Raw genomic sequence first — 14,208 nt, forward strand, 5'->3', positions numbered from 1 at the left:
TTGAGGGTGCCATCGCCGGCAAGCCGGCTCCTACAGTAATAAAAAAGGCGATCCTTGCGGATCGCCTTTTTTATTACTTCACCACTTTCAGGCTGGGTCGACCGCTAGGACGCGGCGGTTCACTGTCCGGTGGCGGAAGATCGTCATCCGGCTCGATCTCTTCGTCCTCGCCCATCGGCGATTCCAGATCGAACACCATGCCTTGGCCGTTCTCCCGGGCGTAGATACCCAGGATCGACGCAACAGGCACGTACAAGGTGTGCGGCACGCCACCAAAGCGCCCCTCGAAACTGACCGCCTCGTTATCCATGTGCAAATGGCGCACGGCTTGCGGCGAAACGTTCAGAACGATCTGCCCGTCGCTGGCAAAGCCTTGAGGCACCTGCACCGACGGATACTCGGAATTGACCAGCATGTGCGGGGTGCAATCGTTGTCCACAATCCACTCGTAGAGCGCGCGGACCAGATAAGGTCGACTGGAGTTCATAGCGGCTCCTTAAGCCTTAGCGCATGTCGCGTTCGACACCAGACAGACTCGCCTGGAATGCCTCACGCGCAAACTGGCGCTCCATGTAATCAAGCAGCGGCTTGGCTGGCCGCGGCAGTTCTATACCCAGAATCGGCAATCGCCAGAGTATTGGCAATAGGCAGCAGTCCACCAGACTTTGTTCCTCGCTGAGGAAAAACGGCTTGTCGGCGAACAGTGGCGACACACCCGTCAGGCTTTCGCGCAGTTCTTTGCGGGCAACGGCACGGGCTGCTTCCTTGGTCCGCGAATCCAGAATCAGATCCACCAGACCACACCAGTCCCGCTGAATGCGGTGTATCAGCAGGCGACTGTTGGCACGCGCCACGGGATAAACCGGCAGTAGCGGCGGGTGCGGGTAACGCTCATCCAGATATTCCATCACCACAGTCGACTCCCACAACGCCAGGTCGCGGTCGACCAGGGTGGGCAAGCTGCCGTAAGGGTTCACCTCAATCAGTTTAGGCGGCTGGCGTCCAGCTTCCACGTAAATGATCTCGGCGCTGACACCCTTCTCTGCCAGTACGATGCGCACTCGGTGGGAATAGTGGTCGGCGGGGTCGGAGTAACAGGCCAACCGATTGGTCACGCCCATGGCGATCCTCCTCGCTTGTAGAAATTATCGAAAGCTCAAAAACGAGCGCGCCCAGAGGGCGCCTCCCGCAGCGACTGGATCACCAGTTTCGCTACATCTTCAGAGGCGCCCTTGGGCGCGCGCGATTAACAGCAATAGCTTGAAGCTTTATCAGTGCACGTCTTTCCAGTATTCGCGCTTGAGTAGGTAAGCAAATACGAAGAAGAACGCCAGGTACAACAATACGTATGTACCGATGCGCTGATGTTGCAGCTTAACCGGGTTAGCCGAGTAAGCCAGGAAGGTTACCAGATTCTTGACCTTCTCATCGAACTGCTCTTCGGTCAGGGCACCGCTTTTCGGCACGATGGTCAGTTGATCACATGCTTCATGAGTCAATGGCGTGCCGGTCAGCGGATCGTATTGCTTCTTGCCGTCTTCGACGATCTGCACCTGCTTGCAACCAACCACCTGGCGACCTTGCAGGCCGGCCAGGACGTTAGGCATACCCACGTTCGGGAAAACCTTGTTGTTCACACCCCAGGGGCGCGACGGATCTTCGTAGAACGATTTCAGATAGCCATAGAGCCAGTCGGTACCACGAACGCGGGCAACCAGGGTCAGGTCCGGCGGGGCCGCGCCAAACCAGGTCTTGGCGTCCGCCGGCTGCATGCCGATGCTCATGTGGTCGCCGATCTTGGCGCCGGTGAATACCAGTTTCTCCAGCATCAACTCATGGGGAATGCCCAGGTCGTCGGCAACACGCTCATAGCGTTGGAACTTGGCACTGTGGCAACCCATGCAGTAGTTGGCGAACGTACGTGCGCCGTCCTGCATGGCAGCTTTATCGGAAACGTCGATGTCGACTTTTTCAAGCTCGGGGCCACCGTGTTCAGCTGCGAAAGCGAACACCGGCAGCGCAGCAAGCATCAAAACAGCAAATAGTTTTTTCATCAGCCAGTCACCCTTTCCGGAACCGGTTTGGTCTTCTCGAGCCTGGTGTAGAACGGCATCAGAATGAAGTAGGCGAAGTACAGGAAAGTACATACCTGCGACAGCAACGTACGGCCAGGGGTTGGAGCCAATACGCCCAACACGCCCAGGATCACGAACGAGATGCAGAACACCCAGAGCCAGATCTTGCTCAGCCAGCCCTTGTAGCGCATCGACTTGACCGGACTACGGTCCAGCCATGGCAGGACGAACAGCACAGCAATGGCCGCGCCCATGGCGATAACACCCAGGAGCTTGTCCGGAATCGCACGCAAGATCGCGTAGAACGGGGTGAAGTACCAGACCGGAGCGATGTGCTCTGGGGTCTTGAAGGCGTTCGCCACTTCAAAGTTAGGCTTCTCGAGGAAGTAGCCGCCCATTTCCGGGAAGAAGAACACGATCGAACAGAAGATGAACAGGAACACCACCACGCCGACGATATCTTTCACGGTGTAGTACGGGTGGAAGGCAATGCCGTCCAGCGGTATGCCGTTTTCGTCCTTGTGTTTCTTGATGTCCACGCCGTCCGGGTTATTCGAACCCACTTCATGCAACGCCAGGATGTGCAGCACGACCAGACCCAGGATAACGATCGGCAGGGCAACCACGTGCAAGGCGAAGAAGCGGTTCAGGGTAATGCCGGAAATCAGGTAGTCACCACGAATCCACTGGGTCAGGTCGTTGCCGATGACCGGGATCGCACCGAACAGCGAGATGATCACCTGGGCACCCCAGTAGGACATCTGGCCCCACGGCAGCAGGTAACCCATGAAGGCTTCGGCCATCAGCGCCAGGTAGATCAGCATGCCGAAGACCCACACCAGTTCGCGCGGCTTCTGGTACGAACCGTAGAGCAAGCCACGGAACATGTGCAGATAGACCACGATGAAGAACGCCGAAGCGCCGGTGGAGTGCAGCAGACGCAGGATCGAGCCGTACTCGACGTCGCGCATGATGTATTCGACGGAAGCAAACGCCTCTTCCGCCGACGGGTTGTAGCTCATGGTCAGCCAGACGCCGGTAACGATCTGGTTGACCAGAACGAGCAGCGCCAGGGAGCCAAAGAAGTAGAAGAAGTTGAAGTTCTTCGGAGCGTAATACTTGCTGAGATGGTCTTCCCACATCTTGGTCGCGGGAAAGCGTGCATCAACCCAATCCATGAACTTGCTCATCACGCTTTCTCCGTATCGACGCCAATGATAATGATCTCATCGGTCTCATAGGAATGCGGGGGAACTGGCAGGTTCAAAGGCGCAGGTTGCGACTTGTAGACGCGGCCAGCCAGATCGTAGTGAGAACCGTGGCAAGGGCAGAAATAACCGCCTACCCAGTCTTTACCCAAATCCGCAGGTGCCACTTCAGGACGGAAGGTCGGCGAGCAACCCAGGTGCGTGCAGATACCGATCAGCAGCAGGACCTCAGGCTTGATCGAACGGGTTTCGGGATCAACGTAAGTCGGTTGTGTCGAGCTCTTGGAGTCCGGGTCAGCGAGCTGGCCCTCGATCTTCTTCAGGTTCCCCAGGATTTCCGGTGTACGGCGGACGATGAACACCGGTTGGCCGCGCCATTCAGCAATCATCTGCTGGCCTGGCTCGACTTTACTGACATTCACTTTCACCGGTGCACCTGCGGCTTTCGCCTTGGCACTGGGAAACCATGACCCCACGAACGGGACCGCAGCCCCCACCGCTCCTGCAGCACCCACCACGGATGTGGCTGCTACCAAGAAGCGACGCCGGCCTGTATTCACGCCGTCATTGCTCATTCAGTCCTCTCCCATCAGCTTTGTGGCCTGTTAAATCAGGCATCTACTAAGTAAAACTATGTACTTATAAAAATTTTGCCGAATGGTAATGAAAAGCCCCAATTCTGACAAGGTAATTACCGGAGCCCATCACCCCCAAGCCTTGTAGTATAGGGCGTCTGCGGATGTGGCAAGTTGTCACAGCGCAATTCTTTGATAAATCGCAGACATAAAAAAACGCCCAGCTCCGTGAGGAAACTGGGCGTTCTTTTTTGAACGTGAAAGCGAATTAACGCTTCGAGTACTGCGGACGCTTACGCGCTTTACGCAGACCGACTTTCTTACGTTCAACTTCACGAGCATCGCGGGTTACGAAGCCGGCTTTACGCAGGGCGCTGCGCAGAGTCTCGTCGTAGTCCATCAGAGCACGAGTGATGCCGTGGCGGATTGCGCCAGCCTGACCACTCACACCACCGCCGATCACGGTGACGTAGATGTCGAACTTCTCGACAGTCTCAGTCAATTCCAGCGGCTGACGAACTACCATGCGGGCAGTTTCGCGGCCGAAGAAATTATCCAGCGAACGGTTGTTGATGGAGATGTTACCAGTACCCGGACGCAGGAAAACGCGTGCGGTTGCGGTCTTGCGACGGCCAGTGCCGTAATTTTGAGTCGCCGACATAATGTACTATTCCGTTAAAACTTCAGTTCTTGGGGCTGCTGAGCAGTATGTGGGTGTGCAGCGCCCGCATAGACTTTCAGCTTACGGTACATGTCGCGACCCAGCGGGTTCTTAGGCAGCATGCCTTTTACCGCGGTCTCGATCACGCGCTCAGGGGCCTTGGCGATCAGCTTTTCAAAGTTGATCGACTTGATGCCGCCCGGGAAACCGGAGTGGGAGTAGTAGATTTTGTCAGTGGTTTTAGCACCGGTAACACGGATCTGCTCAGCGTTGATTACGACGATGTAGTCGCCGGTGTCAACGTGAGGAGTGTACTCAGGCTTGTGCTTGCCACGCAGACGGCTCGCGATTTCGGTGGCCAGACGACCCAGGGTCTGACCAGCAGCGTCGACGACAAACCAGTCGCGCTTTACTGTTTCCGGTTTAGCAGTAAAAGTCTTCATTCTTTATAGCCTCAGGGGCCGCCCTGTAAATTAGACGGCGGATCTTACTGAATAGTGCGTACTTTGACAAGTCAAAGGCAGCCGGATACAGACGCTTTCGGGGGCTCGGGTCGGCGCGTCCGTTCAACGGCAAGATTCTTCGGCGGCGGCGCATCACTTCCACTGCAGAAAGAGGTGCGCAATTATGCAGATTGCGAAAAATAATTCAACCTGCTTTTATGATTGTTTTGCCCAAGGAGCACCCGATGGACTATCGCCAGCTAGGCCGAACCAATCTGAACGTGAGCGCCATCTGCCTCGGAACCATGACCTGGGGCGAGCAAAACACCGAGGCAGACGCCTTCGCCCAGATCGAGCGAGCCAAGAGCGCCGGGATCAACTTCATCGACACCGCCGAGATGTACCCGGTGCCACCCAAGGCTGAAACCTACGCCACCACCGAACGCTACATCGGCAATTACTTCAAGAGCCGCGGTGACCGCGCCGACTGGATCCTGGCCAGCAAGATCGCCGGCCCCGGCAACACCATCGACTACATCCGCGACAAAAACCTGCGTCACAACCGCCAGCACATCACTGAAGCGGTGGACGCCAGCCTCAAGCGCCTGCAAACCGACTATATCGACCTGTACCAACTGCACTGGCCGGAGCGCAGCACCAACTTTTTCGGACAGCTGGGCTACAAGCACCAGACCGAAGCCAACCTGACCCCGCTGGAGGACACGCTCGAAGCGCTGGACGAGCAGGTCCGCGCCGGCAAGATCCGCCACATCGGCCTGTCCAATGAAACACCTTGGGGCACCATGCGCTTCCTGGCCCTGGCCGAAGCCCGCGGCTGGCCGCGTGCGGTATCGATCCAGAACCCGTACAACCTGCTCAACCGCAGCTTCGAAGTCGGCCTGGCGGAAATCGCCATCCGCGAGCAGTGCGGCCTGCTTGCCTATTCGCCGCTGGCGTTCGGTTTTCTGTCAGGCAAGTACGAAGGTGGCGCGCGCCCGCCAAAAGGTCGCCTGAGCCTCTACAGCCGCTTCAGCCGCTATTTCAACCCGCAGTCGGAAGCAGCCTGCAGCCGTTACGTGGCCCTGGCCCGCGAACACGGCCTGGACCCGGCGCAAATGGCCCTGGCGTTCGTGACGCAGCAGCCGTTCGTGACCAGCAACATCATTGGCGCGACCACGATGGAACAACTGGAGAGCAACATCGCCAGTTTCGACCTGAAGCTGTCGGAGGAGGTACTGGAAGGGATCGAGGCAATTCACAAGGATCATCCGAACCCGGCGCCTTGATTGATTCATAACCCCAATCGCGGGCAAGCCCGCTCCCACAGGGATTACGCCGTACCTGTGGGAGCAACTGTCTTCACCATGCCACTCGTCACCGCAAATCAAAGCGACCGCGCAATGATTTCCTTCATGATTTCATTGGTCCCGGCATAAATCCGCTGCACCCGCGCGTCCGCCCACGCCCGCGCGATCGGGTACTCCCACATGAATCCATAACCGCCGTGCAACTGCACACACTCGTCGAGCACCTTGCATTGCAGGTCGGTGCCCCAGTACTTGGCCATCGCCGCGGTCGGCACGTCGAGCTTGCCTTGCAGGTGCAGTTCCAGGCAGCGGTCGACGAAGACCCGGCCGATCTGGATTTCCGTGGCCATCTCGGCCAATTTGAAGCGGGTATTCTGGAAATCCGCGATCGACTTGCCGAACGCCTTGCGCTCGCGGGTGTAGTCCAGGGTCCACTGCAGCGCCGCTTCAGCTGAAGCCAGCCCGCCAATGGCCACGGTGAGTCGCTCCTGGGGCAACTCCTGCATCAGATAGGCAAAGCCCATCCCGGCCTGGCCCAGCAGGTTTTCCTTGGGCACACGCACGTCCTGGAAGAACAGCTCCGAGGTGTCCTGGGCTTTCATCCCGACCTTCTCCAGACGCTTGCCCTTGTCAAAGCCTGGTGTGTCGGCCTCCACCAGAAACAGACTGGTGCCCTTCGCGCCAGCCTTTGGATCGGTCTTGGCGACGACGATCACCAGATCGGCCAGGTAACCATTGGTGATGAATGTCTTGGAGCCATTGATCACGTATTCATCGCCATCGAGCACAGCCGTGGTTTTCACCCCTTGCAGATCAGAACCGGCGCCCGGCTCGGTCATGGCGATCGCGGTGACCATCTCGCCGGACACCAGTTTCGGCAGGTACTTGTGCTTCAACGCTTCACTGCCGTAATGCAGGATGTACGGCGCCACGATGTCCGAATGCAGGGAAAAACCGATGCCGGTCAGGCCCAAACGCCCCACTTCCTCGATCACCACCGCACTGTAGAGAAAGTCCGCGCCCAGGCCGCCGTACTCTTCCGGCAAGTGCGAGCACAGCATCCCCGCCTCCCCTGCCTTGTTCCACAGCTTGCGGTCGATATAGCCCTGTTTTTCCCATTGCCCATGGAACGGCACCGCCTCTTTTTCGAGGAACGTGCGCACGCTGTCGCGAAAGAGCTCGTGCTCGGAACTGAACAGGGTTCTGGGGATCATGCGGCACCTTTTCTTTGTTTTTAGAAGGAGTTGACCTTCAGAGACTATGCCTCGCTTTCGACACAGGACACTGGACACATCCGACAAAAAATAAGACGATCCAGCCGTCTGGTGACCACTTCCCCCTATAAAAATAAAGTTGAATTATGTCTAACCAAGCCTCCACGCCATTGCGGCGCGTCAGCATCCTGGCCATCGACCGGGTTTTCGCTTCCACCCTCTTGCAAGCCAAGGATTTCTTCCACCTCGCCAGCCTGCGCTACGGCAAACAGCTGGGCCAGGGCCTGACACCGGCGTTCGAAACCCGCCTGGTCAGCCCCGATGGCAAACCGGTCAACACCTTCAGCGATGTGATGATTCCGGTGGACGGCGGACTGGAAAACGCCGATATCATCGTGCTTCCCGCGTTCTGGGACGATTTCGACAGCCTGTGCAAACGCTACCCGCAAGTCCTGCCCTGGCTGCGCCAACAGCATGCGCGCGGTGCCGTACTGTGCGGCGAAGCCACCGGTGTGTTCTGGCTGGCCGAAGCCGGGCTGCTCAATGGCAAGGAAGCAACCACCTACTGGCGCTTCTTCAATGCTTTCGCCGAACGCTTCCCCCAGGTGCAACTCAATCAGGACAAGCACCTGACCGACGCCGACAACCTGTACTGCGCAGGCGGCACCACCTCTGCGTGCGATCTGTACATTTACCTGATCGAGCGCTTCTGTGGCGCCAATGTGTCCCAGGCCGTGGCCCGGGACATTCTGTATGAGGTGCAGCGCAGCTACTCACCAGGACGCATCGGTTTTGGCGGCCAGAAACTGCACCAGGACGTGATCATCCTGCAAATCCAGCACTGGCTCGAAGAACACTTCGCTGACAAGTTCCGCTTCGAAGACGTTGCCCGTGAACACGGCATGAGCATCCGCAACTTCATGCGCCGCTTCCAGACCGCCACCGGTGACAAGCCGCTGCATTACCTGCAGCGCCTGCGCATCGAAACCGCCAAGGGCTTGCTGTCCGGCAGCCGCAAGAGCATCAAGACCATCAGTTACGAAGTCGGCTATGACGATGCGAGCTTCTTTGCGCGACTGTTCCGCCAGCACACGGAGTTGTCGCCGAATCAGTACCGGCAGCAGTTTCAGCAGGCGGCGTAGGCTCAAATCAATTGTAGGAGCCGGCTTGCTGGCGATTCAGACACCGCGGCTGAACAGGCAAACCGTGTAATCGTTCTTCGCCAGCAAGCCGGCTCCTACAGGGATTGCGATGACGGGCGTTTTTGTGCAAAAAAAGGCCTGCAATAGCAGGCCTTTTTGATTTTCCGAAATGTCCTACGGCTTGTGCGCCCGAGCCAGGAATTCGTGGGATTGCATTTCCAGCAGACGACTCAAGGTACGCTGGAACTCGAAGTTCAGGCGGCCACCTGTGTACAGGTCTTTAAGCTCGACTTCGGCGGAAATGATCAGCTTCACGTTACGGTCGTAGAACTCGTCGACCATGTTGATGAAGCGTCGGGCGATGTCGTCGGTGGTGACGCTCATCTGCTCGACATCGCTGAGCAACACGGCGTGGAAGATCTTGCCCAGTTCGATGTAGTCGTTCTGGCTGCGCGGGCCGTCGCACAGCTCGCGGAAGTTGAACCAGGCCACGTCGTCGCAGGTGCGCAGGGCACGGATTTCGCGGTTTTCGATCATCAGCACGTCATTTTCGACCGCCGCCGTGCATTCCGGCGTCAGCGCGCGGAAGCTCTTGCGCAGGCTTTCGTTGGCAGCTTCGTCGAGCGGATAGTGGAACAGCTCGGCCTGTTCGAGGTGACGCAGGCGATAGTCGACGCCGCTGTCGACGTTGACGATCTCGGTATTCTGCTTGATCAGCGCAATGGCCGGCAGGAAACGCGCGCGTTGCAGGCCGTCCTTGTACAGACCGTCCGGCACGATGTTCGACGTTGCGACCAGGGTCACGCCGTTCTTGAACAGCTCTTCCATGAGAGTGCCAAGGATCATGGCGTCGGTGATATCGGAAACGAAGAATTCATCGAAGCAGATCACCCGGGCTTCGGTGGCGAAGCGCTTGGCGATGATGGTCAGCGGGTTTTTCTCGCCGCCCAGGGTTTTCATCTCTTCGTGCACACGCTTCATGAAGCGGTGGAAGTGCGTACGGGACTTTTCCTTGAACGGCAGCGCTTCGAAGAAGGTGTCGACCAGGTAGGTCTTGCCGCGACCTACGCCGCCCCAGAAATACAGGCCCTTGACCGGGGTCTGATCCTTCTTGCCAAACAGCTTGCCCAGCAGGCCCGGTTTGTTTTGCTCGGCCGCGACCAGGTCGTCGTACAGGCGCTGCAAATGACGCACGGCAGTTTCCTGCGCGGCGTCGTGGAAGAATTCCGGGCGTTTCAGATCAGCTTGATATCGTTCTAGGGGCGTCATAATTCGTTAGCAAGGCAACAAAAACGGGCCGACACTGTAGCGACGGCCCCGAGGAATGGCAATCGGCCCTTGGTCGGGCCGGGCCGTTGTTTATTCCTGAACCGGTGTCAGGGCGATGCGCAAGGCTTCGATAGCCGCGTCGCGTGCGGTGCTGTCGGCGAAGGCCGGGCTGTCGGCAACGCACTCGCCTTCGAGCCAGACGCTGAAGTTCAGCGCTTCACTGCGCACGTCCAGTGGCTGACCCGATTGCAGTTGCTTGGTCACCTGACCGGCGGTCTTGCCGTCGGCGAAGTTGCGCGACAGCAGCAGCTGTTCGCCATCGGCCGCCAGCAAACGGAAACGGAAGCTGCCGTCGTCCTCGCGGAAGCTGACAAAACGTGCGGCTTTCGCGGCCTTCTTCTTGGTCGCCGCCGCCACTTGGGTCTGGGCAACGAAGGAGCGCAGGCCCACGGCTTCACGCAGTTCGTTGAGGAACGGCGTCGCTACCGCACGGGCTTTTTTCGCACCGTGTTGCAGGATGTCTTCCAGATCCGCCGGACGCTCGATCAACTGGTTATAACGCTCGCGGGATTCGCCCAATTCGTTGTCGAGCAGCTGGAACAGACGATTCTTCGCCTCGCCCCAACCCAGGCCCTGCAACAATTCGCTGCGGAACTCATCGGCCTGCGCCGGGGTGGCGAATGCCTGGAACAGGGTGAACAGGTGCGAGTTATCAGGATCCTTGGCTTCACCTGGCGCGCGGGAGTCGGTGACGATCCGCGAAATCGCGTCCTTCATTTCCTTGGCGCTGGAGAACAGCGGAATGGTGTTGTCGTAGCTTTTCGACATCTTGCGGCCATCCAGGCCCGGCAACGTGGCGACGCTCTCTTCGATCAACGCCTCGGGCATGGTGAAGAACTCTTTGCCCTGGCCAAACAGGTGGTTGAAGCGCTGACCGATGTCGCGGGCCATTTCCACGTGCTGGATCTGGTCACGACCGACCGGCACCTTGTGCGCATTGAACATCAGGATGTCCGCGGCCATCAGCACCGGGTAGCTGTACAGGCCCATGGTGATGCCGGCATCCGGGTCTTCGCCGGTCTCGACGTTCTTGTCCACCGAAGCCTTGTAGGCATGGGCGCGGTTTAGCAGGCCCTTGGCGGCGACGCAGGTCAGCAGCCAGGTCAGCTCGGGGATTTCCGGGATGTCGGACTGGCGGTAGAAGGTCACACGGTCGACATCCAGGCCACCGGCCAGCCAGGTCGCGGCGATTTCCAGACGCGAGCGCTGGATGCGCAGCGGGTCGTCGCACTTGATCAGGGCGTGGTAGTCGGCCAGGAAGTAGAACGAATCGGCATTGCTGTCACGGCTGGCGACGATCGCCGGGCGGATGGCGCCGGCGTAGTTGCCCAGGTGCGGCGTGCCGGTGGTGGTGATGCCGGTGAGGATACGGGTACGAGTCGTCATGGGTAATCGCTTGTCAGACTGCAATCAATTCGAGAGACGCGGCAGGATCAGATCCTTGAGATCGGTCAGCTTGCCATGAAAAAAGTGTCCGCATTCTGCCACTTTCAGCAGCTCATGGGGACGTTCGAGCTTGTCGGACCATTGGTAAACCAGCTGCGGATCGATCACTTCGTCGGTTTCCGGCTGGATCAGGGTCAGATCGCCCTGTTGCGGCAACTGATCCTGATCGCCCAGGCGCATGACCGCCGGTGCGACCATGAACAGGTGCTTGAGCTGTTCGCCCTGCGCTTCCAGGCGTCCGCCGAGACTTGCTGCAACAAATCCACCGAAGGAGAAACCGAACAGGGTTAGCGGCAATTGCGGGTGTTTGGCGCGAAACCATTCGGCGACTGCCTGGGCATCATCGACTTCACCGGTGCCCATGTCGTGGGTGCCTTCGCTGGCACCGACGCCACGATAGTTGAAGCGCAGGGTAATCAGTCCGGCGTCGCGCGCGGTGCGCTGCAGGGTCGATACCACTTTGTTGAGCATGGTGCCGCCCTGCACCGGGTTTGGATGGCAGATGAGCGCCAGGCCGCGAGGCTGCTCGTTGTCCAGGTACAGTGCTTCCAGTTGACCCACCGGGCCATCAATCACTACAGGGGTTTCACGCATAAGCAAGGAAGGAACTCCGTGACCTCGAATCGGGTCGACTCGTCTAGCAAATTGTCTGTGCCTGTCTATTGCGAGTGAATCGCGGTATACAGCGCAGGTTCGAGCCGTTAACGTAAAGCAAAGCCGTTTATAGAGGAAGGACTCGTGGAACACTCGCTCTTAGTTTGGTTGTTGCCGACTCTTGCCCTGGTTGTGGGTGTCGCCATTGGGTTTCTGATCGCTCGCCTTGCGCCGAATGCCGCGCCTAGCAGCACTCAACGTCAGCTGGACGATATTCAGGAACGTTTCGATAGTTATCAGAACGAAGTGGTGACCCACTTCAATAGCACCGCGACACTGGTCAAGAAACTGACTGCGAGCTATCAGGAAGTGCAGGATCATCTCGCCGAGGGTGCCAACCGCCTGGCCCTGGACGAGCAGACTCGCCAACGCCTGCTGGCCTCCCTGCACGCCGATGCGGCGCAGGCTCCGCGGGAACGCCTGACGCCCCCGCGCGATCAGGAGCCGCCTCGTGACTACGCCCCCAAAACCCCGAACTCGCCAGGCATGCTCGATGAGCATTACGGCCTGAAGAAGTAATCAGGTTTCGCGCGATGTAAAAAGCCCCCGGACATTCATTTGTCCGGGGGCTTTTTTGATTCTGATCCAGTTGCTTATGTGCCCGTACTGGCCCTATCGCGAGCAAGCTCGCTCCCACAGGGTTATTTGTTGAACACAGATGTTGCGTACGACATCAATCACTGTGGGAGCGAGCTTGCTCGCGATAGGGCCGGAACTCACGACACAAAAAGCTGCGGCCGAATGACTTACCCCAAAACCTCCCCCGCCACCTGATCGATCGCGTCCTTGGTGATGCCGACAATCAGGTCCGCTTCAGCCTCGGTCAGGACCAGCGGCGGTGCAAAACCAAGGATGTCGCCATGGGGCATCGCCCGGGCGATCATGCCGCGCTCCAGGCACGCCGCCGAGACTTTGGGACCGACCTTCAGGGCGGCATCGAATGGCGTGCGCTGTTCACGATCAGCCATGAACTCGACCGCCGCGAGCATGCCGTCACCGCGCACTTCGCCCACCAGCGGATGGCCTTCGAGGGTTTCGCGCATGCGCCGATTGAGATAGGCACCGACCTTGTCGGCGTTGGCCGTGAGGTTTTCCCGCTCCAGGATGTCGAGGTTGGCCAAGGCCGCCGCCGCGCAGATCGGGTGCCCGGAGTAGGTCCAGCCATGGCCCATGGCGCCCTGGGACTCGGAAGCCTTTTCGATCACGTCCCAGACCTTTTCACCGACGATCACCGCCGACAAAGGCGCATAAGCGCTGGTCAGGCCTTTGGCCGTGGTGATCAGGTCCGGGCGCATGCCGTAACGCTGGCTGCCCATCTTCGAGCCCAGGCGACCGAAAGCGCAGACCACCTCATCAGCGATCAGCAGCACATCGTACTTGTTCAGCACTGCCTGGATCGCCGCCCAGTAACCGGCCGGTGGAACGATGATGCCGCCGGTGCCCATCAATGGCTCGCCGATGAAGGCGGCAACGGTGTCCGGGCCTTCGGCGAGGATCATTTTTTCCAGCTCATCGGCGCAGTAGCGTACGAACGCCGTTTCATCCACGCCGGTCGGTGCCTTGCGATACCAGTGCGGGCATACGGTGTGCTTAATGCCTTCGGCCGGCAGGTCGAAATGCTGATGGAAGCTCGGCAGGCCGGTCAGGCTGCCGGTCATGATGCCCGAGCCGTGATAACCGCGATCGCGGGAGATGATTTTCTTCTTCTGCGGACGCCCCAGCACGTTGTTGTAGTAGCGCACCAGTTTGATCTGGGTTTCATTGGCGTCGGAACCGGAGAGGCCGTAGTAGACCTTCTTCATCCCTTCTGGCGCCCAGTCGATGATGCGGCTCGACAGCTCGATGATCGCCTCGGTCGAGTGCCCCATGTAAGTGTGGTAGTAGGCCAGTTCCTTGGCTTGCCTGTAGATCGCGTCAGCGACTTCGGTGCGGCCGTAACCGATGTTCACACAGTACAGGCCCGCGAAGGCGTCGATCAGTTCGCGGCCTTCGTGATCGCGGATGCGGATGCCCGAGGCGCCCGTGATGATGCGGCCCTTGAGTGCGCCGCTGGCGTGGTCATGGGCGTGAGTCGAAGGGTGCATGAAGTGCGCACGGTCTTGTTCGAACAGCGAGTCGAGTTCTTGGTTCATGGCAATCTCCTGAGAACTGGCC

At 58.8% G+C, this 14,208-nt stretch carries 15 protein-coding genes; 3 read left to right on the plus strand and 12 right to left on the minus strand.

Annotated elements, in window-relative coordinates:
• Positions 1–73: 73 nt before the first annotated feature.
• From EI969_RS26810 to rplM, 7 genes are all read right to left on the minus strand, one after another.
• Complete coding sequence (locus EI969_RS26810; protein WP_160390374.1) at positions 74–487, minus strand: ClpXP protease specificity-enhancing factor; 414 nt, start codon at positions 485–487, stop codon at positions 74–76.
• Positions 488–503: 16 nt separating this feature from the next.
• Positions 504–1,121, minus strand: coding sequence for a glutathione S-transferase N-terminal domain-containing protein (locus tag EI969_RS26815; protein ID WP_007972581.1), 618 nt, complete (start codon positions 1,119–1,121; stop codon positions 504–506).
• A gap of 150 nt (positions 1,122–1,271) precedes the next feature.
• Complete coding sequence (locus EI969_RS26820) at positions 1,272–2,054, minus strand: cytochrome c1 (RefSeq protein ID WP_160390375.1); 783 nt, start codon at positions 2,052–2,054, stop codon at positions 1,272–1,274.
• Positions 2,054–3,265 carry a cytochrome bc complex cytochrome b subunit gene (locus tag EI969_RS26825; RefSeq protein ID WP_150727963.1) on the minus strand — a complete coding sequence of 404 codons (1,212 nt, stop codon included), beginning with the start codon at positions 3,263–3,265 and terminating at the stop codon, positions 2,054–2,056. Before EI969_RS26825 ends, EI969_RS26820 begins: the two co-directional genes overlap by 1 nt.
• Positions 3,265–3,858 carry a ubiquinol-cytochrome c reductase iron-sulfur subunit gene (gene petA / locus EI969_RS26830; protein ID WP_160390376.1) on the minus strand — a complete coding sequence of 198 codons (594 nt, stop codon included), beginning with the start codon at positions 3,856–3,858 and terminating at the stop codon, positions 3,265–3,267. Before petA ends, EI969_RS26825 begins: the two co-directional genes overlap by 1 nt.
• A gap of 268 nt (positions 3,859–4,126) precedes the next feature.
• Positions 4,127–4,519, minus strand: coding sequence for a 30S ribosomal protein S9 (gene rpsI / locus EI969_RS26835; protein ID WP_003228056.1), 393 nt, complete (start codon positions 4,517–4,519; stop codon positions 4,127–4,129).
• Positions 4,520–4,533: 14 nt separating this feature from the next.
• Positions 4,534–4,962 (minus strand): 50S ribosomal protein L13, encoded by a 429-nt coding sequence (rplM, locus tag EI969_RS26840; RefSeq protein ID WP_019693576.1) that lies wholly within the window; start codon positions 4,960–4,962, stop codon positions 4,534–4,536.
• 245 nt (positions 4,963–5,207) lie between these two features.
• Between rplM and EI969_RS26845 the strand changes: the two genes are divergently transcribed.
• The gene (locus tag EI969_RS26845; RefSeq protein WP_150715505.1) at positions 5,208–6,248 is read left to right on the plus strand and encodes an NADP(H)-dependent aldo-keto reductase; all 1,041 of its coding nucleotides are present in this window, start codon (positions 5,208–5,210) and stop codon (positions 6,246–6,248) included.
• 98 nt (positions 6,249–6,346) lie between these two features.
• Here the strand turns inward: EI969_RS26845 and EI969_RS26850 are convergent, their stop codons facing one another.
• A complete protein-coding gene (locus EI969_RS26850) occupies positions 6,347–7,483 on the minus strand; it encodes an acyl-CoA dehydrogenase family protein (RefSeq protein WP_160390377.1) in 1,137 nt (378 codons plus the stop codon).
• 146 nt (positions 7,484–7,629) lie between these two features.
• Here EI969_RS26850 and EI969_RS26855 point away from each other — a divergent pair, with 146 nt between their 5' ends.
• Positions 7,630–8,625: a GlxA family transcriptional regulator gene (locus tag EI969_RS26855; RefSeq protein WP_160390378.1), complete on the plus strand. Its 996-nt coding sequence runs from the start codon at positions 7,630–7,632 to the stop codon at positions 8,623–8,625.
• 174 nt (positions 8,626–8,799) lie between these two features.
• Here the strand turns inward: EI969_RS26855 and zapE are convergent, their stop codons facing one another.
• From zapE to EI969_RS26870, 3 genes are all read right to left on the minus strand, one after another.
• On the minus strand, positions 8,800–9,894 hold the full coding sequence (zapE, locus tag EI969_RS26860; protein WP_033047639.1) for a cell division protein ZapE: 1,095 nt from the start codon (positions 9,892–9,894) through the stop codon (positions 8,800–8,802).
• Between the two features lie 90 nt (positions 9,895–9,984).
• A complete protein-coding gene (locus tag EI969_RS26865) occupies positions 9,985–11,340 on the minus strand; it encodes a tryptophan--tRNA ligase (protein WP_160390379.1) in 1,356 nt (451 codons plus the stop codon).
• A 24-nt stretch (positions 11,341–11,364) separates the two neighbouring features.
• A complete protein-coding gene (locus EI969_RS26870; protein ID WP_160390380.1) occupies positions 11,365–11,994 on the minus strand; it encodes an alpha/beta hydrolase in 630 nt (209 codons plus the stop codon).
• A 144-nt stretch (positions 11,995–12,138) separates the two neighbouring features.
• Here EI969_RS26870 and EI969_RS26875 point away from each other — a divergent pair, with 144 nt between their 5' ends.
• On the plus strand, positions 12,139–12,573 hold the full coding sequence (locus EI969_RS26875) for a YhcB family protein (protein ID WP_150715511.1): 435 nt from the start codon (positions 12,139–12,141) through the stop codon (positions 12,571–12,573).
• A 227-nt stretch (positions 12,574–12,800) separates the two neighbouring features.
• Here the strand turns inward: EI969_RS26875 and EI969_RS26880 are convergent, their stop codons facing one another.
• Positions 12,801–14,186, minus strand: a complete 1,386-nt coding sequence (locus EI969_RS26880; RefSeq protein WP_160390381.1) for an aspartate aminotransferase family protein — start codon at positions 14,184–14,186, stop codon at positions 12,801–12,803.
• Positions 14,187–14,208 lie beyond the last annotated feature (22 nt).

Origin of the sequence: Pseudomonas sp. PB101 (assembly GCF_009764265.1) — a bacterium.
Lineage (GTDB): Bacteria > Pseudomonadota > Gammaproteobacteria > Pseudomonadales > Pseudomonadaceae > Aquipseudomonas.